The following is a 17,872-nucleotide window of genomic DNA, read 5'->3' on the forward strand; positions in this document are numbered from 1 at the left end:
AACCAAAGACATGAGCATCAATGCAAAAGCTGCGCCGGTCAGTTTCCGTAATGTCACCAAGGTGTACGGAAAGGATGTTGTTGCAGTCGACGACATCAACCTCGAAATCGAGGCTGGCAAGCTGGTTACGTTGCTGGGCCCCTCCGGGTGCGGCAAGACAACAACCCTACGGATGATTGCCGGGTTAGAGATTGCAACGAAGGGTTCAATTTTTATCGGCGATCAGGATGTTACGCTGCTGCCGGCGACGGATCGCGATGTATCGATGGTTTTTCAGTCCTACGCACTGTTCCCCCACATGAGCGTAATGGAGAACGTCTCTTACGGATTGGGCTTCTCAGGCTTTGACAAGTCTGAGACTCGCGACCGCGCTCAACACGGGCTTGATTTAGTGGGGCTCAATGGTTTTGGGGACCGCCTCCCTTCAGAGCTGTCGGGAGGCCAGCAACAGCGTGTCGCGGTAGCACGTGCACTTGTCTTGGAACCTCAGGTTCTGTTGTTCGACGAACCGTTGTCGAACCTCGATGCGAAGCTGCGCAGGCAAGTTCGCGAAGATATCCGTGACATTCAACAAAACCTCGGCCTGACAGTTGTATACGTCACCCATGACCAGGAGGAAGCGCTCGCGGTCTCGGATGAGATCGTCGTGATGCGCAATGCTTCGATTGCTCAGGTAGGGCACCCACGGGAGCTCTATGATGCTCCGGCTGACCGATTTGTTGCAGACTTTATTGGTGAAGCAAATATCATCCCGTGCGAGATTACTGATGTTAAGGGCGACGTCGCGCACATCCGTATGGACGATCTTGTTCACCGGTTACCCGCGCGTGGCTTGCTCAAAGGTCGCGCCAACCTTGCGGTCCGTCCGACGCGTTTTAAACTTGGCGTATCAGAAGGGCTGGTGATGAAAGTGTCCAAAGCCACCTATGTCGGGAGCCGGATGGAATACACCTTGGAAGCCAGCTTTGGTCGGGTTTTTGTCGTCAGCGAAGATGTTGATAATCCTCTCGCCGCGGGTGCTGATGTTACTGTTGGTCTGGATGCTATCGGCCCGGTTCTTTTGCCTGCAGACTAGTCGTCAAAAACCTCGTCGGCGATACGCACCAATTCGTCGAATATGCCAGCACTTCCTGCGACGACCCGGCCACCTTGTGCAATCATCTGATCCGCAGATTGCTGCTCAATCCGCCCGCCCGCTTCAGAAATGATCAGTTGTGCAGCTACGCAATCCCACGCGTTCATATGTTCCTCAACGTATCCGATTAGACGCCCGGCCGCCGTGTAGGCCAGTGAAAGCGCGCCAGAGGCGTTGCGGTGAAAGACGCCATCTTGCTTCAAAATTAGCGAGATCAGCCTGGTCGTGCTCGATTTGCTTGACCGATTGCAATACCCCGTCCCAATACTTCCGCGGTTCATTGCCGTGTCAGCAGGGCAAGTCAGAGGTTGGTCATTTAAAGTTGCACCGCTCCCCTTAACTGCATGGAATGTCTCATTGTGGACGGGGTCATGGATGACGCCGATTTGGGTTTGATCATCCTTCACAACAGCCAGGACAACACACCACACAGGGATTGCATTAACGAAGTTCGTGGTACCATCAATCGGATCAATCACCCAGATATAGCCCGATTTACTGGGCTTTGATGCATGTTCCTCACCGACGATTCCATCGTTCGGATAGGCTTGTTCGATAAGACTTCGAATGTGTATTTCGACGTTCTGATCTGCTTCGGATACAAAGTCCTGCAACCCCTTGTCGACCACCTCAAGATCGTTGACGCGCTGAAAATAGTCCAAGGCCATTTTCCCGCCGCTCTTTGCAATCTCGGTCGCTTTTTGGGATCTATTGTTCAATTTACTGTCCTCATTTTCAAGTTTTGAGACCGGTCAGGATCTTCGATATGCCGACGCGTTTTTCGTAAATCCCAGTCCAACTTGGGTTTGATTCAAAGTTACGCATCTTACCCTCTACGGGCAATGTTTCGCTTTCCATTGATGCAGCATTTACCAAACAGTGGTGCCTATCATCTTTTCGGGCGCAACCACTGAGATCAGAGAAGCCAGCCCCAATTACGAAAACTTCTTAGCGATGGTGTTGCAACGGCGTCGAAGTGGAGCGTTTTGCGATCAACTTAAATTTCGTCGCATTCGGCAATCTTCCGGTTGCATCAATCGCAAGTCTGGCGGCTGAGGCTGATGTGAGCGAATTAACACTATGGCGGTTGTTGTCATTGGTAATTGCGCATCCGAGGATGCCAAATGTAGCCCACGCATTTAGCTCGGAGGCCAACCAAGGTCACATAGTTGCTGCGGTCTTTCGATCAAAGCGCATGATCGCGTAGGGCTTAACATGGGTGGGGTGAAATACGCCGGCACCCCCACAACAGACTGCAGTCTGCGGATTAGCCCAAAGCCACAGCCATTTCCGACAATGCTTATCTCGGATCTCAATTGCAGGCGAGCCTAAGGACCAAAACATGCACTCTCAAATGGTGATGTTGGCAAATTGTTTCAAAAATTGACTGGTTTTGTGTGAGTTTTGTCTATTGGCCTTGTATATTCCGTCAGGTTTGTGGGAGTTTGTGCGTTCTGCGCCATATTTAGGTACCGTCTCCATGAATAAGAAACTCAAGCAGTCTCACCGCGAAAGAGAGCTGATCGACACGTTGCGCCGTTTAGGCGGGTCTGCACGCAGCGCTGATCTGGCAATAACGTTAGGTGTGTCAGAAGAAACGGTACGCCGTACCATCAAGGCGTTGTCAAAATCTGGCGCGTTGGAGCGGATGTATGGCGGCGCATACTTGGCAGGGCCGCGTGACACGCACAATTTTTTCCACCGCATCGCTAGACATTCAACAGAAAAACGTAGGATTGCATTGGCCGTCGACCACCTTCTTCAAGACGGCATGACCTTGTTTTTGGACGTCGGGTTTACAACTGCGTTTGTCGCCGAAAAGCTGCGCGGGTACTCCAATTTGACCATCGCGACAAATTCCATCGGGGTTGCGCAGGTATTGGCCAATCATAATGGCAACCGCGTGCATTTTCTGGGTGGCGAAATGCAGACTGACAAACGCGGGACCTTTGGCTTTGAGACCGAACAGCAAAGCCGGAAATTTGCGTATGACTTGGCCGTCTTTAGCGCCGATGCTCTGTCAGAGCGCTTTGGATTTCTGTACCTCAACGCAGCGGAGGCCAACTTGGCCGCTGTGATTGCGAGTTCTGCTGAAAAGGTAGCGGTTGTCTTGGATCACCACAAATTCGATCAAACAGCGCCGCATTGCGGTCTTGATGCAAATCTAGTGGATCTCCTCATAACGGACGAGCCACCCGGAGAGAGTTTGGCGAGGGCGATTGAGGCTTGGAATATCGAAATTCATCTGGCGGTAGGAGCTGATCATGACGCACCAAATTGATGTTCGGGGCACCGTGCAATGGTGATCTTGAATTTCCTGATTAGCATCGCGGGCGCGACGATGTTGCTTTTGTTCGCTGTGCGGTTGGTTCGTACAGGGATTGAGCGCAGCTATGGCGCATCGTTCCAACGGTTGCTGACAGGGCAGAGCAACCCCGTGCAGGCAAGCTTTGTTGGCTTGGCGCTGGCTGTGGTGCTCCAAAGTTCGGCGGCCGTGGCCCTCCTGACCACCGGCTTTGCTGCGAGTGGGCTGCTGGCGTTTGGGACGGGGCTTGCCATTGTGCTGGGCGGTGATCTTGGATCGGCGCTGATTATCCAGCTTCTGTCATTTGATCTTGCTTGGCTCGTTCCGATCTTGCTGGCCATCGGCGGCTGGCTGTTCGTTAAGACTGAGAAAAAGAAACTACGGCAAGCAGGGCGCATCATAATGGGGATCGCGTTGATCCTGATTTCGCTGCAATTTCTACGCGAGGCGATGGACCCGATCCGGGGCAGTGCCTTTTTGCCTGCAGTCTCAGAATACCTTGCACGAGACTATATCACAGCTTTTCTGGTTGGGGCGGCACTCGCATTCTTGATGCACAGTTCAGTTGCGGCGATCTTGATGTGCGTGACCCTAGTAGAGGTTGGCGCGCTCCCGTTTGCGGCGGGGCTATCACTTGTTTTAGGCGCAAATCTGGGGAGCGCGTTCATTCCGGTTTGGTTGACCCGTGGCATGGCATTGCCAGCGCGACGGATCGTTTTCGCCAACCTCGCCCTGCGTGGGATTTGGGCGATCGTAAGTCTTTTTGCGGCCAACCTGATTTTGCAAGATAGGCTGCTTGCGGCCGAATTTGGCAGCCAAATGTTGATAAACGCCCACATCGCCTTCAATGCGTCCATGTTGGTGCTGGCATTGCCGTTCTGCAATATGTTGCGGGTGCCCTTTGAAAAACTATGGCCTGGCCAAACGGACCCTTCGGATATCCTGAACCTGTTACGACCCGAGAGCGCGCTTGAGCCGGAAAACTTTGGCACCCCGACCCAAGCAATATCCTCCCTCAAGCGCGAGCTACTGCGCATGAACGAGTTGTTAGAAGCCATGTTTCGCCCGGTTATGACGCTGTATCGTTCCGGCGAAAAGAGCCAGCACGTCGCCGTGAGATCCCTTGATCGCGAGGTAAACGCCTGCCTTACAAGGGTGCGCGATTTTGTTGCCAGCCTCCCGATCGAGGTCATGGCCAAAGAGGATGGTCGTGTGGCCCGCGACATGCTGGAATATGCCATCCGCCTGGAAAAGGCCGGCGATGTGGTTGCTGAACGGTTGGCCATTCTGGCCGGCGATCTGAGAAAAGAAAACGGCACCTTTTCTAAGGACGGGTGGCAGGAACTGGAGAGTATGCACGAGAGTATTTTGGCCAATATGAAACTGGCTTCAAATGTTTTGATATCCGATGATCTGGAAAGTGCGCGCCTGTTGAATATGGAGAAAACTGAAATGAAGCGCGCAGAGCGTAACAGTCGCAAGCGCCATTTTCACCGTTTGCAGTCCGGCGAGGTTCAGAGCTTTGCGACCAGCGATATTCATCTGGAAACCTTGCGCGCTTTTAGGGATTTCAACAGTGATATTGCTGCGGTCGCGACGCCGATTTTATATGCAAATGGTCAACTCTTGGAGACACGTCTGATAGAAGAATTACCCACTCTGCAGGAAGATTAATGATCTGCCGAGGGGTGGCTTAAGGCCGACCTACGCATTGCCATCCTTTTAGAGCGGATGGTCTGTCCCGACGCTTTTCCTTATCGACAAACTCGCTAGAAAACCCGAGCTTTGCCACGTTGCGCAAAATGGGTGTCGTTCCGCTGGGCTCTTAGACAAAACTCAGCAGGAGCTCTCGGGTGTTTTCCGCTGTCATATTGACCGGATTGCCGCCTGTGCTTGGATCATTAAGGGCACCGGCCACAATGCGGTCAATATCCGGATCTGCGACGCCTAGTTCTGTGAGGGTTTTTGCAATGCCAAGTGAGGCATTTAATTCATCAACATAAGAAGTGAAGCCGTCAAACCCGCCAGCTATCCCTAGATAGTCAGCAGCGCGGTCTATGACGCTGGTGATTGCGGGGCGATTGAATTGCAGAACTGCCGGCATGCAGACTGCGTTCGTCGTGCCATGGTGGGTATGGTACATGGCCCCAATAGGGTGGGACAGCGCGTGGATCGCACCAAGCCCTTTTTGAAACGCAGTTGCGCCCATGATGGCCGCTGACATCATATGCGCGCGGGCTTCGATGTCTGTGCCGTCCGCAAACGCGCGTGGCAGATATTCTTTGACCAAACGCATCCCTTCAAGGGCCATGCCTTGTGACATGGGGTGGTAGTGCGGCGAGCTAAAGGCCTCAACGCAATGGGCAAAGGCATCAAGGCCAGTGCCCGCTGTGATGAAGCCCGGCATGCCAACGGTCAATTCAGGATCACAAATCACAACGGCCGGCAGAAATTTTGGGTGGAAAATGATCTTCTTTTCCTCGGTGACCGAATTGGTGATCACCGATGCGCGTCCCACTTCGGACCCTGTGCCTGCGGTGGTTGGCACCGCGACAATGGGCGCAATCGCGTCCGCATCTGCGCGGGTCCACCAATCGTCCACGTCTTCAAAATCCCACAACGGGCGCGTCTGTCCCGCGAGAAAAGCGACCAATTTGCCAAGATCAAGCCCCGAGCCACCGCCAAAGGCCACAACCCCGTCATGCCCGCCTTCTTTGAAGGCCTTCACACCCGCTTCAGCGTTCTTTTCGTTAGGGTTTTGGTCGACATCGGAAAACATCGCTCTGCCAAACCCAGCGGCTTCCAGCAGATCGAGCGTCTTGGTGGTGATGTCCATATTGGCCAAACCACGGTCCGTAATCAAAAGCGGCTTCTTGATGCCCGCGACAGCGCAAGCATCGGCGATTTCAGAAATGCGCCCTGCGCCAAAACGGATTGATGTGGGGTAGGACCAGTTTGCTGTGATGCTCATCGTCTTCAGGCCTTCTTAAGGTGGTATGATTTTGGGCGGGTCAGATTGTGATAACCAATAACTGAAAGCCCGCCGCCGCGACCTGTGTCTTTGCAGCCGGTCCAGCACAGGGCTGGGTCAAGGTAGTCGGCGCGGTTCATAAAGACAGTGCCCGTTTCGATCTGATCCGCGATCGCCTCGGCGCGACCAGCGTCTTGCGTCCAAAGCGAGGCTGTCAGGCCAAAATCGCTATCATTCATCAAACGGATCGCTTCGACATCATCTTTGACAGGCATGATGCCGACAACTGGGCCGAAACTTTCTTCGCGCATCACACGCATATCATGTGTCACGCCCGTCAGGATTTGCGGCATCAGGTATGCGCCACCATCTTGGGGGAAATTGACCGGGTCGATATGGGCTGTCGCACCGTCAGCAATGGCTTCAGCCGTTTGTGCGCGCACTTCGTCGGCAAAGCGGACATGCGCCATGGGCCCCAACGTGGTTTCTGGATCCAGAGGGTTTCCAAGCTTGTAGCCATTTACGATCGCAACTGCCTTTTCGACAAAGGCATCAAAAAGGGTTTCGTGGACGTAAATCCGTTCGATCCCGCAACAGCATTGGCCGGAGTTGAACATCGCACCGTCGATCAAAGTATCGACTGCGGCGTCAACGTTGGCATCTTCCATGACGTAACCGGGGTCTTTGCCGCCAAGCTCCAGCCCAACGCCGGTGAAAGTGCCGCTCGCTGCGGCCTCCATTGCCCGACCACCACTGACGGAGCCAGTGAAATTCACAAATCCAAACGCGCGCTCTGCGATGAGGGCCGATGTGGTTTGATGATCAAGGAACACGTTTTGGAACACATCTTCGGGGATCCCTGCGGAATGGAATGCGGCGGCCATGCGCTCGCCCACCAAGGGGGTTTGTGATGCGTGTTTTAGCATCACGGCGTTGCCTGCAATAAGTGCTGGAGCCACCGTATTTATGGCGGTCATATACGGGTAGTTCCAAGGGGCAACGACCAAAACGAGCCCATGTGGAACACGTTTGATCACACGGCGGAACGCGTCGCTATCTTCGATTACAATGGGGGCCAATGTTTCTTGAGCGATTTCCGCCATATAGCTGGCACGTTCATTAAACCCGCCAAATTCACCGCCGTAGCGGACAGGGCGGCCCATCTGCCACGCAATCTCGGGTACGATTTCGTCGTTCATCGCGCCGATGGCTGCTACACCTGCTTGAACACATGCGATGCGCTCAGCCAAGGGCAGGGCGGCCCAATCCGCCTGGGCCGTTTTTGCCCGTGCAACGGCGGCCTGAGCTTCGGTCTGCGTCAAGGTTGGACGGGTCGCATAGATGGAGCCATCGATGGGAGAAGTGCAGCTGATCGTCATTGTTTTTAAGCCCTTTCAAACCCGCGTGCGATTTCCCAATCGGTCACGACACGGTCAAATTCTTCTTGTTCCCACCCGGCGGCGCGGGTGTAGTGATCGATTACATCGTCGCCCATCGCTTCGCGCAACATGGTAGACTTATTCAGCGCATCTTGTGCATCGCGCAGGTTGCGCGGGATGTGTTCAGCGGAATTATCTTCATAGGCGTCGCCTGCAAAAGCAGGGGGGAGGGGCAGTTTTTCTTCGATACCTTTGATGCCTGCTGCCAGCATGGCGGCTTGGGCAAGGTAGGGGTTCATATCAGAGCCGGGGATGCGGCACTCAACGCGAATTGCTTTGCTGCCTTCGCCGCACAGACGGTAAGCGGCGGTGCGGTTGTCTACGGACCAGATGATACGTGTCGGCGCAAAGGTCCCTTTGGCAAAGCGTTTGTAGCTGTTGATGTAAGGAGCCATGAAATAGGTGTAGTCGGATGCATAAGCGACCAACCCCGCCATGTATTGATCCATCAACTCGGATTTTCCGTTCGGGCGATCAGCGTCAAAAAACGCCGGCTTTCCGTCCTTCCAAAGCGATTGATGCACGTGGCTGGATGATCCCACGCGATCATGGTGCCACTTGGGCAGGAATGTCGCTGCATGGCCCTGCTGCCAGGCAATCTCTTTGACTGCATGTTTTGAAATTGTGTGATGATCGGCGCAATCCAGAGCCTCGGCGTATTTGATGTTAAGCTCTTCTTGGCCGGCTTCTGCCTCGCCCTTTGATCCTTCAACCGGGATACCCATCGCATAAAGATGGTTGCGCACTGGGCGCATCACCACTTCTTCTTTGGTGGTCTGCAGGATGTGATAATCTTCGTTATACGCACTGATCGGGGTCAGATCGCGAAACCCGCTCTTGGCGATTTCGCCAAAGCTTTTTTCAAACAGAAAAAATTCCAACTCGGTCGCCATAGTCGCGGTGAAGCCCATCTCCGTCAGACGCGCGATTTGCTTTTTCAGCATGGCACGGGGTGAATGCGGGATCGGATTATGGTGGTGATCCATCATATCGCAAAGCACCATCGCGGTGCCGTCGAGCCAAGGAACCGGGCGCAGAGTGCTTAGGTCGGGCTTCATAATGTAGTCGCCATACCCCTGTTCCCAACTGGTCGAGGCATAGCCATCAGGCGTGGCCATCTCCAAATCAGTCGCGAGAAGGTAAGTGCAGCAATGGGTCTCCTCGTGGCCACTGTCGACAAAGGCTTGTGCGTGAAAGCGTTTGCCCATCAGGCGCCCTTGCATGTCCACAAGGCAGACAAGCACGGTATCAATTGCGCCGTCCGCGACGCGGGCTTTCAGATCATCGAAACTCATGGTGCCGGGCATGTCATGTCCATTCGTATGTTGGATTGGAGGCCACAGGATGCGGCCCCCAAAAGTCGTTTAGCCGTAACGGTAAGGACGTCCAGCTTTGACCATATCTGCGTTGTATTTTTTGAAAATATCAACCACGCGGCGTTTTGTTTCAGACTCCGCTGCGATTTCTTCCCAGAAAACCTGCGCAGCCGCTTCGACGGTCGCCCATTCGTCATCAGGAATTGAGGTCAGTTCCATCTTTGGCCCGTTAACGCGCAAGTTGGCCTCGCCACCCCAATACCACCACTGGCGATAGTAGTGTGACTGATCACAACAAACGCGGAACAAGGTCTGCAGGTCTTCTGGCAGTTCATTCCAGCGGTCCATATTGGCAAAGAACGATCCCGCCCAAGCACCGGAGATGTTGTTGGTCAGGAAGTAATTGGTCACATCGGCCCAGCCAACTGTGTAGTCTTCGGTGATGCCAGACCATGCGATGCCATCAAGTTCGCCGGTTTGAACGGCAACTTCGATGTCTTCCCATGGCAGGTTTACCGGCACGACGCCAAACTGAGTAAGGAAGCGGCCCGCGGTTGGGAAGGTAAAGATGCGCTTGCCCTTGAGGTCCTCGAGGCTGCGGATCGGGTCTTTGGTTGCGAAGTGGCAAGGGTCCCAAGCACCAGCAGAGATGTGCTTTACGCCAACTTTGGAATATTCTTCATCCCAAATTTCGTTCAAGCCGTACTGATTAAACAGCACCGGCACATCCAGTGAATAGCGAGATCCAAATGGGAAGTATCCACCAAAGACGGTCACTTCTGTTGGCGATGCCATTGAATCATCATCAGACTGAACCGCGTCGATTGTGCCGCGCTGCATGGCTTGGAACAACTCGCCCGTAGGGACCAGTTGATCTGCAAAGAACAGCTCGATCTGCATGCGGTCGCCGGCAATTTTGTTGAACATCTCAATTGCTGGAACGATCACCTCGGCGGCCAATGCGGCACCAGCATAGGTTTGCATCCGCCATTTGATGGTGCTTTGCGCCAGTGCAGGCGTCGCCAGAGCCGCAGCGGGAACAACAGCTGCGCCTTGGATAAACTTACGTCTTGAAGTCATATCTTCTCTCCTTGGTTGGTTTGCGACCACTTTGGGTGGTTCTTTATGGTTTGTTATAAACATAGTCAGGTAACCACGTGGCGATGCCCGGAAAGACCATGACCAGCACAAGGGCAAAGACCATAATCAACACAAAGGGCGTAATCGATGCATAGATATCACGTAGCGAAATTTCTGGTGGGGCCATGGCCCGCATCAAGAACAGATTGTAGCCGAACGGCGGCGTCATATAGGCAATCTGCGTGGTGATCGTGTAAAGAATGCCGTACCAAATCAGGTCAAATCCCAGCTCTCCCACCAGTGGTACGTAAAGCGGTGCAACGATGACCAGCATGGCCGTGTCATCAAGGAAGGTGCCCATCAGGATAAAGCTAAGCTGCATCAGAATTAGGATCATCCAAGGGCTGAGGTTCAGCCGTTCGGTAAAGACGCTTTCGATGGCTTTGACCGCGCCAAGCCCGTCGAACACCGCGCCAAAAGCGAGGGCCGCCAAAATGATCCACATGAACATGCAGGTGATGCCAAGGGTGTTGCGCACCGAGTTTTCAAACACCTCTCGGGTCATGCGCCCTTTGAACACAGCCGCAGCAAATGCAGCTAAGGCGCCGATGGCGGAGCTTTCGACTAAGGAGGTCCACCCGTTCACAAAGGGCACCATCATGGTGGCGAAAATAACGATGGGCAGCAATCCAGCACGCAGCAACCGCATCTTTTCTGCACGTGGAATATCGCGCTCGCTTGCGTCTAGGACTGGGCCAAGTACTGGATTAATGCGGCAGCGTACCACGATGTAAATAATGAATAATCCCGCCATCATCAGGCCGGGTATCACCCCTGCAAGCCACAGCTGGCCGACCGGTTGGCGTGCGATCATTGCGTAGAGGACCAGCACGACGGAAGGCGGCACAAGGATGCCCAAACTAGATCCCGCCTGAATAACCCCCGTGACCATGCGTTTGTCGTAGCCGCGTTTTAAAAGCTCGGGCAGGGCGATTGTTGAACCGATTGCCATGCCCGCGACGCTAAGCCCGTTCATCGCCGAAATCAGAACCATGAGCCCGATCGTTCCAATCGCCAAGCCGCCGCGCAGCCCGCCCATCCAGACGTGAAACATGCGGTAAAGATCGTCGGCAATTTTGCTTTCTGACAAAACGTAGCCCATGAAAATGAACATCGGCAGGGTCAAAAGCGGATACCATTTCATCAGCTTCATCGCAGCCGAGAAGCCGATATCAAAGCCACCCTTGTCGCCCCACAACAAAAGTGCGGCAACAACGGCGATAAAGCCAATAGCGCCAAATACGCGCTGACCTGTGAGCAGCATCAGCATCATCGAGGAGAACATGAGGGTGGCGATCAATTCATACGACATCAGAATGTTTCGCCTTTGATGCGGAGGACATCTTTGAGCAGTTCAGAGATGCATTGGAGCAGCATCAAAAACATCCCAAGGATCATGATTGATTTGATGGGCCAAAGGTAGGGACGCCAGGCTGTAGAGGACCGCTCCATGCGCCCGACTTCTTCGGTGCCAGTGACAAGCCCGCCAAGGAATGAAAACGGCTCGGTCCCCCAATATCCCAGTGAATAGGCGGTCGAACTGACAGCTCCGTAAAGCAGGACGCCGAGATAGAATATCAAGAAGAGCACGGTGATCAAATCGAACCACGCTTTCTTGCGGACGGACCATTCGCCGTAAAGGAGATCCATCCGAACATTTGAACCCAACTGGATCGAGTAGGGGCCGCCAAGGATGTAGTAGGCGACCATCACAAACTGGGCCATTTCCAACGTCCACAAGGATGGGACATAGAAAGTCTTACTGATTGAGGACCACAGCAAGACGCCCATGAGGACAAAAATGCCGTACATCATGACGCGTCCGACGCGGTAGTTCAGGCCGTCGACCGTTCGGATGTAGCCGCGCATCAAGCCTGACATTGCTCGCCCCCTGTGACGTTTAGCTGGGCAAGCGCGTCCTCAAGCCAATTGGCGACGTTTTTTGCCATAGCAGCTTGTTGGATGGCCGTCTCGATCAGGTCATTGCGAATTTCTAACATCACATTCAGATGGCCCGCCTCTAGGGCATGTTCTTTGAGCGTATGGGTCACGCCATGTTGGGGGCCATAAGGCTCGTTTCGCTGCACGTTTTCCGTGAGATGGCGTGGGGCTATCTGCAACAGCGCATCGGCAAGCCGTGCATCAGTGTCGTGCAACACACCAATTTCCACGGCGCGTTTGGTGCCGTGATAGATCGGCGTAAAGCTGTGAATCGTCACAATAACAGGCACGGGTTTGCCGGCGATTGTCTGGGCAAGCTGGGCGCGAAACGGCTCATAATAGCTGTCGGTGCGAAACTTCTTTTGTGCGGGCGATAGATTTTTGTTGCCCGGAATGCTGATCGTTTCGCTTTGAGCTGGCATGGCGTCGGGCGCAGTCGGTGGCCGGTTGCAGTCGTAGACAAGCCGAGAGACGTTTGACGCGACCAACGTAGCATCAAAATGCTGAGCCAAACCCTGTGCCACCGCAAGCGCGCCGGGGTCCCATGCGGCGTGGCTTGTAAGCGCGTCATCGGTTAGCCCAAGATTGTGCAGTGCCTCGGGAATATGAAAGCTCGCATGTTCACACACAACCACGACGCATGACTGCCCATGCGGGTTCACGATCGTGACCGGATCGGTTGTTGAGGTTGGATCAAGGTGACTCATTGCGCTTAGGGTGCTCGCCTGAGAGGACCAATGTCAACATTTTTGTGAAAAAAATAACATCGCGAACTCATTTGATATATAAATATACAAAACGGAGAATTGAATGACCCAACCGACGCAAACGATATCGGACCGCATTCAGGAAAAGCTTGATAATTTGACGCGTGCAGAGCGGCAATTGGCGCTTTCTATCTTGGAGAATTACCCCGCGTCTGGGCTTGGGCCGCTGACAGCACTTGCTAAGGATGCGAATGTATCGGTGCCGACCGTTGCGCGGATGGTGCAAAAGCTTGGATATAAGGGCTATCCAGAATTTCAGGCCGAATTGCGCGAAGAGCTTCGGGCCAAGGCGAAAAACCCGATTGCGAAACACGATACCTGGGCCGAATCCGCCCCGTCTGAGCATATCCTGAACCGTTTCACCGATGCTGTAATCGACAATATACGCCTGACCCTAGGCCAAATTGACCCCGTCGCGTTCGACGATGCCTGTGACCTCGTTGCTGACCAGACCCGTCATCTTTTTGTTGTTGGGGGGAGGATTACCCACACCCTCGCAGAATATTTCTTTTTGCATATGCAGGTTATTCGACCCAACCTGACGCATGTGCAATCCACCTCAAACACTTGGCCACACTACCTTTTGAATGCCAAAGAGGGGGATGTTTTTGTAATCTTCGATGTGCGCAGATACGAAAATAACACGCTTAAACTGGCTGAGATGGCGCATGCGCGGGGGGCCAAGATAATCCTGTTTACCGATCAGTGGCGCTCTCCGGTGCACCATCTGGCGCATATAAGTCTGAGTTGTCGGATCATTGTGCCGTCCGCGTGGGATTCTGCTGCGACCACAATGCTCTTGGCTGAGACGATGATTTCGTCTGTTCAGAACCTGAACTGGGACGAGACAAAAGAGCGAATGGAAACCTTGGAAGATATGTTCGACCAGACAAAGCTGTTTAGGAAGTTCACTTAACGGACGCTTAAGCCCGATTTCCAAAGCATAGGGCGATTACCCTCAAGGTGTTTGTTGATATGAAGCTTTAGTAGGTAAAAAGGACCTAGTGTAAATGTCCGGTCTGAGCCTAAAACGGACATCTTTGTGAGGCATGGCAATAGCCCAAGTTACCAGCCACATCGCTATTCGGTTTCCGAAGTTTCGGTAAGGTTTACGCGTTTTGGGTTCAATTCTTGCTGCCACGTTTCGATCGCCTCAAATCGATGAACCAACATGACTGCCTCCAAGAACAAACTGTCACGGGCAATCAGCGCTGCTGTAAGCTCCAGTACGACAATGAGCAGCAAATTTATCAGTGACGGCAGCATCCATGCGACCAAAAAACCGATCATCATAAATACATAGTCGGCAACTGCATTGAGCACCGAGTCGCCAGTATAACCTTGATTAACGGTAGTATCGCGAAATTGATTCAGGACCCAATCGGTGTGCTCGACAATCTCCCACGCCGTTCCGGTCGCAATCGCAACTGCAAATAGCAGGTTGAATGAAATTTTCGGGAAAATCAGGCGACCGATAAGAACAATCAATACCCCATGGGCTATGTGGCTAAGTGTATACCAGTCCGCAATGTGTTGTGAGTTTCCACTTGACCAAATTGAACCCACCCAAAGCTGAATATCCCCACAGGTGCAGATCAGCGGCTGCCCCCAAACCCAGAGAATAACAATAATTGAGATGCCACCCATGACGGCAGCAAAGATTAGGTTTTTTCGGCTAGTCAATTAATTCGCCCTCTCAAAAGGTTTCGAGCTAAATGGCATCAAACTCGAACGCAAATAAACTCGTAACAATTCCATCAACATAGACCTCGCCAGGAATTGTGTAAGTTCCAATGTACGGTAAATCTGAAATCAACCGCGCGCAGCAAAACCACCATCCACTACAAGGGTTTGGCCCGTCATCATGCTGCTTGCGCTTGAGGCTAGGAACAGAGCGGATCCCACGACGTCTTCGGGGACCAAAGCTTGAGGCAGGCACTGGTTCTCCAACTGCTTTGAAATGCCCTCATCTGTCAGCCATAGATCCATCTGCCGCGGCGTGATGACCATCCCGGGGGCCAGTGCATTCACGCGAACGCCATCGCGGCCAAATTCTCGGGCAAGGGTCTGGGTCAGCGAAACGATTGCTGCGTTCGACGACGTATAGGCCGGAAATCCGGCCATCCCGGCCATGTAGGCCACGGATGAAAAGTTGATGATCGCACCACCGCCGTTGGATTTCATTTGAGAAATCGCGGTCTGAGCTGCAAAGAAGTAGGCCTTTAGGTTGATCGCCATGGAGCGATCCCAATAGGCCTCATCCACATCTTCTGTCCGGTGGCGTTGGTCGTTGGCGGCGTTGTTCACTAGGATCTGAAGAGGCCCATTTTCCTCTGCGGCTTGTTGCATCGCAGTTTTCAGCGCGGGCACATCTGTGATGTCGCAGGGTATAAAGAGGGGGGCTACGCCGTACCGCTCTTTCACGTCATCACAAAAGTCGGTGGCATCAGAGCGTTGAACAAATGCGACCTTGGCGCCCTGAGCGATGAAGCCTTCGGTTAGTGCGGCACCAATTCCCGACCCGCCGCCGGTGATGAAAACGGATTTTCCCTCAAGGTCTGCATATTGCCCGACAGTGCTTGCTTGTCGGGCAATGTTTCGCTCGGAACTCATCCCATCGTGACCCAAGCCGCATCGCGTTTGGAAGACCGAAGGCAAGCATCAATGAATTCAACACCTTTCAACCCATCCGACGCATCAGGATAGAATACTTCCGCGGGTTGCGGCAGCTTTGCGTCGTGGGCGCGAATGGCGTGGGCCGCTTCGGAATAGATGTTAGCAAAACCCTCTAGATACCCCTCAGGGTGCCCCGCTGGAACTCGGCTGATGCGCCCTGCGGCGGCACCTGATCCTGCGCCGTTCCGAGTGATCAACCGCTTTGGTTCCCCCAGTGGTGCATGCCAAAGGTAATTTGGATCTTCTTGGGACCACTCAAGGCCACCTTTCTCGCCGTAGATCCGTAGCTTTAGGGTGTTTTCATTGCCCGGTGCGACCTGACTGGCCCACAGCATACCGCGCGCACCACCTTCAAAACGCATCATGACGCTGACGTTGTCATCAAGCCGCCGCCCCGGAACAAATGTTGTGAGTTCCGCGCTAAGTTTTTCTATCGTGAGGTCAGACACAAAGCTGGCAAGGTTAAAGGCATGGGTCCCAATGTCACCGATGCAACCGCCACCACCAGATTTGTCGGGGTCTGTCCGCCATTCCGCTTGCTTCTGACCTGTCTGTTCCAGAGCTTCGGAAAGCCAATCTTGAACGTATTCAACCTGCACCAGTCGGATTTTTCCAAGCGCCCCGCTTGCGATCATTTCGCGTGCCTGCCGCACCATGGGATAGCCCGTATAGTTATGTGTCAGAACAAAGAGCGCATCCGATTTTTCAACCAGCTTTGCCAGTTTACGGGCGTCGGGCAGGGTGGACGTCATTGGTTTGTCGCAGATCACATGGATGCCGCGCTTGAGGAATTCGCGGGCCGCAGGATAGTGCATGTGGTTGGGGGTAACGATGGCCACGGCCTCGATCCCATTCTTCAGGCGCGCTTCGCGCTTGGCCATTTCAACAAAATCACCATAGGCGCGGTCTTCTGAAACGCCCAAATCAGCAGCGCTGGCTTTGGATTTTTCGGGTGTCGCGCTGAAGGCACCGGCAACCAGCTCAAAGTGGTCATCTATGCGCGATGCGATCCGGTGCACGCCGCCGATGAACGCATCGCGCCCACCGCCGACCATGCCAAGGCGAATGCGCCTTGGACGACTGCTTGATGTTTCTTGGTTCGCCATCAGCCCAACCCCAGCATTTTGCGGTTCGCGCCAGCGTCCGCGCCGTCTTGGGTGAAATCATCAAAGGCTTTTTCGGTGACCCTGATAATGTTGTCTTTGACAAATTGCGCGCCTTCAATGGCCCCGTCTTCGGGATGTTTGATCGCGCATTCCCATTCAACCACGGCCCATCCATCAAAGTTATTGGTCGCCATCTTTGAGAAGATCGACTTGAAATCGACTTGGCCATCACCCAGGGAACGGAAGCGGCCGGCGCGGTTTTCCCAAGACTGATAACCACCGTATACACCTTTGCGCCCGGTCGGCTTGAATTCGGCATCCTTAACGTGGAACATCCGAATGCGGTCTTTGTAGATGTCGAGATGGTCCAAATAGTCCATGCACTGCAGCACCAGATGTGACGGATCATAGAGCATGTTGCAGCGCGCATGGTTATCTACACGCTCCAGTAGCATCTCAAAGGTGTCGCCATCATGCAGGTCCTCGCCCGGATGAATTTCAAAGCAAACATCAACACCGTGATCCTCTGCGTGATCAAAGATCGGACGCCAACGGCGGGCCAATTCGTCAAATGCTTCATCGACCAGACCGGCAGGGCGCTGAGGCCATGGGTACATGTAAGGCCAGGCCAACGCGCCTGAGAAGGATACGGTGCGGTCAATGCCAAGGTTGCGTGAGGCGGTAATGGATTTTTTGACCTGATCTACAGCCCATTCTTGTCGTGCAGTTGGATTTCCGCGGACGGAGGGGGCCGCAAAATTGTCAAATGCCGTGTCATAAGCGGGGTGAACAGCAACCAGTTGTCCTTGTAAGTGCGTAGAAAGATCGGTGATTTCAACGCCGTTTTCACGTGCCTTACCTACCAAATCGTCGCAATAGTCCTTGCTGCTAGCAGCTTTGTCCATGTCGAACAGCCGCCCATCCCAAGAAGGGATTTCGACACCTTTATAGCCCCAATCGGCAGCCTGCTTTGTAATGCCGTCCCAAGAGTTGAACGGGGCCTCGTCGCTTGCGAATTGTGCCAGAAACAAGCCTGGTCCTTTGATGGTCTTCATATTGTATCCTCCCAATTAGAC

16 protein-coding genes are annotated in these 17,872 nt (G+C 53.6%); 4 read left to right on the forward strand and 12 right to left on the reverse strand.

The window, feature by feature from the left end; all coding sequences use genetic code 11:
• The first annotated feature begins 10 nt into the window (after nucleotides 1–10).
• Nucleotides 11–1,075: an ABC transporter ATP-binding protein gene (locus C1J03_RS05995; protein ID WP_114884654.1), complete on the forward strand. Its 1,065-nt coding sequence runs from the start codon at nucleotides 11–13 to the stop codon at nucleotides 1,073–1,075.
• On the opposite strand, the gene C1J03_RS06000 is transcribed toward C1J03_RS05995, so the two are convergent.
• Nucleotides 1,072–1,854, reverse strand: a complete 783-nt coding sequence (locus C1J03_RS06000; protein WP_114884656.1) for an inositol monophosphatase family protein — start codon at nucleotides 1,852–1,854, stop codon at nucleotides 1,072–1,074. The genes C1J03_RS05995 and C1J03_RS06000 overlap by 4 nt on opposite strands.
• 761 nt (nucleotides 1,855–2,615) lie before the next feature.
• On the opposite strand from C1J03_RS06000, the gene C1J03_RS06010 reads away from it, so the two are divergent.
• Together C1J03_RS06010 and C1J03_RS06015 are read left to right on the forward strand one after the other, a co-directional pair.
• Nucleotides 2,616–3,416 carry a DeoR/GlpR family DNA-binding transcription regulator gene (locus C1J03_RS06010; protein WP_114884660.1) on the forward strand — a complete coding sequence of 267 codons (801 nt, stop codon included), beginning with the start codon at nucleotides 2,616–2,618 and terminating at the stop codon, nucleotides 3,414–3,416.
• Between the two features lie 18 nt (nucleotides 3,417–3,434).
• Nucleotides 3,435–5,114 carry a Na/Pi cotransporter family protein gene (locus tag C1J03_RS06015; RefSeq protein ID WP_114884662.1) on the forward strand — a complete coding sequence of 560 codons (1,680 nt, stop codon included), beginning with the start codon at nucleotides 3,435–3,437 and terminating at the stop codon, nucleotides 5,112–5,114.
• Nucleotides 5,115–5,265: 151 nt separating this feature from the next.
• Here C1J03_RS06015 and C1J03_RS06020 read toward each other — a convergent pair whose 3' ends face one another.
• The 7 genes from C1J03_RS06020 to C1J03_RS06050 are packed head-to-tail and all read right to left on the reverse strand — an operon-like array spanning nucleotide 5,266 to nucleotide 12,954.
• Nucleotides 5,266–6,411: an iron-containing alcohol dehydrogenase gene (locus C1J03_RS06020; RefSeq protein WP_114884664.1), complete on the reverse strand. Its 1,146-nt coding sequence runs from the start codon at nucleotides 6,409–6,411 to the stop codon at nucleotides 5,266–5,268.
• Nucleotides 6,412–6,416: 5 nt separating this feature from the next.
• Entirely contained in the window at nucleotides 6,417–7,790 is a 1,374-nt protein-coding gene (locus C1J03_RS06025) for an aldehyde dehydrogenase family protein (protein ID WP_114884666.1), read from the reverse strand.
• Between the two features lie 5 nt (nucleotides 7,791–7,795).
• Nucleotides 7,796–9,157 (reverse strand): glutamine synthetase family protein, encoded by a 1,362-nt coding sequence (locus C1J03_RS06030; RefSeq protein ID WP_114884668.1) that lies wholly within the window; start codon nucleotides 9,155–9,157, stop codon nucleotides 7,796–7,798.
• A gap of 57 nt (nucleotides 9,158–9,214) precedes the next feature.
• The gene (locus tag C1J03_RS06035) at nucleotides 9,215–10,246 is read right to left on the reverse strand and encodes a TRAP transporter substrate-binding protein (RefSeq protein WP_114884670.1); all 1,032 of its coding nucleotides are present in this window, start codon (nucleotides 10,244–10,246) and stop codon (nucleotides 9,215–9,217) included.
• A 43-nt stretch (nucleotides 10,247–10,289) separates the two neighbouring features.
• On the reverse strand, nucleotides 10,290–11,618 hold the full coding sequence (locus tag C1J03_RS06040; protein ID WP_114884673.1) for a TRAP transporter large permease: 1,329 nt from the start codon (nucleotides 11,616–11,618) through the stop codon (nucleotides 10,290–10,292).
• Nucleotides 11,618–12,187 (reverse strand): TRAP transporter small permease subunit, encoded by a 570-nt coding sequence (locus C1J03_RS06045; RefSeq protein WP_114884675.1) that lies wholly within the window; start codon nucleotides 12,185–12,187, stop codon nucleotides 11,618–11,620. The genes C1J03_RS06040 and C1J03_RS06045 overlap by 1 nt, the downstream gene beginning before the upstream one ends.
• Nucleotides 12,175–12,954 (reverse strand): N-formylglutamate amidohydrolase, encoded by a 780-nt coding sequence (locus C1J03_RS06050; protein WP_114884677.1) that lies wholly within the window; start codon nucleotides 12,952–12,954, stop codon nucleotides 12,175–12,177. Before C1J03_RS06050 ends, C1J03_RS06045 begins: the two co-directional genes overlap by 13 nt.
• 103 nt (nucleotides 12,955–13,057) lie before the next feature.
• Between C1J03_RS06050 and C1J03_RS06055 the strand changes: the two genes are divergently transcribed.
• Complete coding sequence (locus C1J03_RS06055) at nucleotides 13,058–13,930, forward strand: MurR/RpiR family transcriptional regulator (protein ID WP_114884679.1); 873 nt, start codon at nucleotides 13,058–13,060, stop codon at nucleotides 13,928–13,930.
• A 164-nt stretch (nucleotides 13,931–14,094) separates the two neighbouring features.
• Here the strand turns inward: C1J03_RS06055 and C1J03_RS06060 are convergent, their stop codons facing one another.
• The 4 genes from C1J03_RS06060 to C1J03_RS06075 all read right to left on the reverse strand — a co-directional run bounded on the left by C1J03_RS06060 (nucleotide 14,095) and on the right by C1J03_RS06075 (nucleotide 17,851).
• On the reverse strand, nucleotides 14,095–14,661 hold the full coding sequence (locus C1J03_RS06060; RefSeq protein ID WP_114884681.1) for a DUF2585 family protein: 567 nt from the start codon (nucleotides 14,659–14,661) through the stop codon (nucleotides 14,095–14,097).
• A 165-nt stretch (nucleotides 14,662–14,826) separates the two neighbouring features.
• Nucleotides 14,827–15,627: an SDR family NAD(P)-dependent oxidoreductase gene (locus C1J03_RS06065; protein ID WP_114884683.1), complete on the reverse strand. Its 801-nt coding sequence runs from the start codon at nucleotides 15,625–15,627 to the stop codon at nucleotides 14,827–14,829.
• Entirely contained in the window at nucleotides 15,624–16,796 is a 1,173-nt protein-coding gene (locus C1J03_RS06070) for a Gfo/Idh/MocA family protein (RefSeq protein ID WP_114884685.1), read from the reverse strand. The genes C1J03_RS06065 and C1J03_RS06070 overlap by 4 nt, the downstream gene beginning before the upstream one ends.
• Nucleotides 16,796–17,851, reverse strand: a complete 1,056-nt coding sequence (locus C1J03_RS06075) for a sugar phosphate isomerase/epimerase family protein (RefSeq protein WP_114884688.1) — start codon at nucleotides 17,849–17,851, stop codon at nucleotides 16,796–16,798. The genes C1J03_RS06070 and C1J03_RS06075 overlap by 1 nt, the downstream gene beginning before the upstream one ends.
• Nucleotides 17,852–17,872: the final 21 nt, after the last annotated feature.

Origin of the sequence: Sulfitobacter sp. SK012 (assembly GCF_003352085.1) — a bacterium.
In the GTDB taxonomy this organism is placed as follows: Bacteria; Pseudomonadota; Alphaproteobacteria; order Rhodobacterales; family Rhodobacteraceae; genus Sulfitobacter.

What these genes read in the sequence shown, in the direction of transcription:
- C1J03_RS05995 (WP_114884654.1), top strand. Translation starts at nt 11, where the DNA reads ATGAGCATCAATGCAAAAGCTGCGCCGGTCAGTTTCCGTAATGTCACC.
- C1J03_RS06010 (WP_114884660.1), top strand. Translation starts at nt 2,616, where the DNA reads ATGAATAAGAAACTCAAGCAGTCTCACCGCGAAAGAGAGCTGATCGAC.
- C1J03_RS06015 (WP_114884662.1), top strand. Translation starts at nt 3,435, where the DNA reads ATGGTGATCTTGAATTTCCTGATTAGCATCGCGGGCGCGACGATGTTG.
- C1J03_RS06020 (WP_114884664.1), bottom strand. Translation starts at nt 6,411, where the DNA reads ATGAGCATCACAGCAAACTGGTCCTACCCCACATCAATCCGTTTTGGC.
- C1J03_RS06025 (WP_114884666.1), bottom strand. Translation starts at nt 7,790, where the DNA reads ATGACGATCAGCTGCACTTCTCCCATCGATGGCTCCATCTATGCGACC.
- C1J03_RS06030 (WP_114884668.1), bottom strand. Translation starts at nt 9,157, where the DNA reads ATGCCCGGCACCATGAGTTTCGATGATCTGAAAGCCCGCGTCGCGGAC.
- C1J03_RS06035 (WP_114884670.1), bottom strand. Translation starts at nt 10,246, where the DNA reads ATGACTTCAAGACGTAAGTTTATCCAAGGCGCAGCTGTTGTTCCCGCT.
- C1J03_RS06040 (WP_114884673.1), bottom strand. Translation starts at nt 11,618, where the DNA reads ATGTCGTATGAATTGATCGCCACCCTCATGTTCTCCTCGATGATGCTG.
- C1J03_RS06045 (WP_114884675.1), bottom strand. Translation starts at nt 12,187, where the DNA reads ATGTCAGGCTTGATGCGCGGCTACATCCGAACGGTCGACGGCCTGAAC.
- C1J03_RS06050 (WP_114884677.1), bottom strand. Translation starts at nt 12,954, where the DNA reads ATGAGTCACCTTGATCCAACCTCAACAACCGATCCGGTCACGATCGTG.
- C1J03_RS06055 (WP_114884679.1), top strand. Translation starts at nt 13,058, where the DNA reads ATGACCCAACCGACGCAAACGATATCGGACCGCATTCAGGAAAAGCTT.
- C1J03_RS06060 (WP_114884681.1), bottom strand. Translation starts at nt 14,661, where the DNA reads ATGGGTGGCATCTCAATTATTGTTATTCTCTGGGTTTGGGGGCAGCCG.
- C1J03_RS06065 (WP_114884683.1), bottom strand. Translation starts at nt 15,627, where the DNA reads ATGAGTTCCGAGCGAAACATTGCCCGACAAGCAAGCACTGTCGGGCAA.
- C1J03_RS06070 (WP_114884685.1), bottom strand. Translation starts at nt 16,796, where the DNA reads ATGGCGAACCAAGAAACATCAAGCAGTCGTCCAAGGCGCATTCGCCTT.
- C1J03_RS06075 (WP_114884688.1), bottom strand. Translation starts at nt 17,851, where the DNA reads ATGAAGACCATCAAAGGACCAGGCTTGTTTCTGGCACAATTCGCAAGC.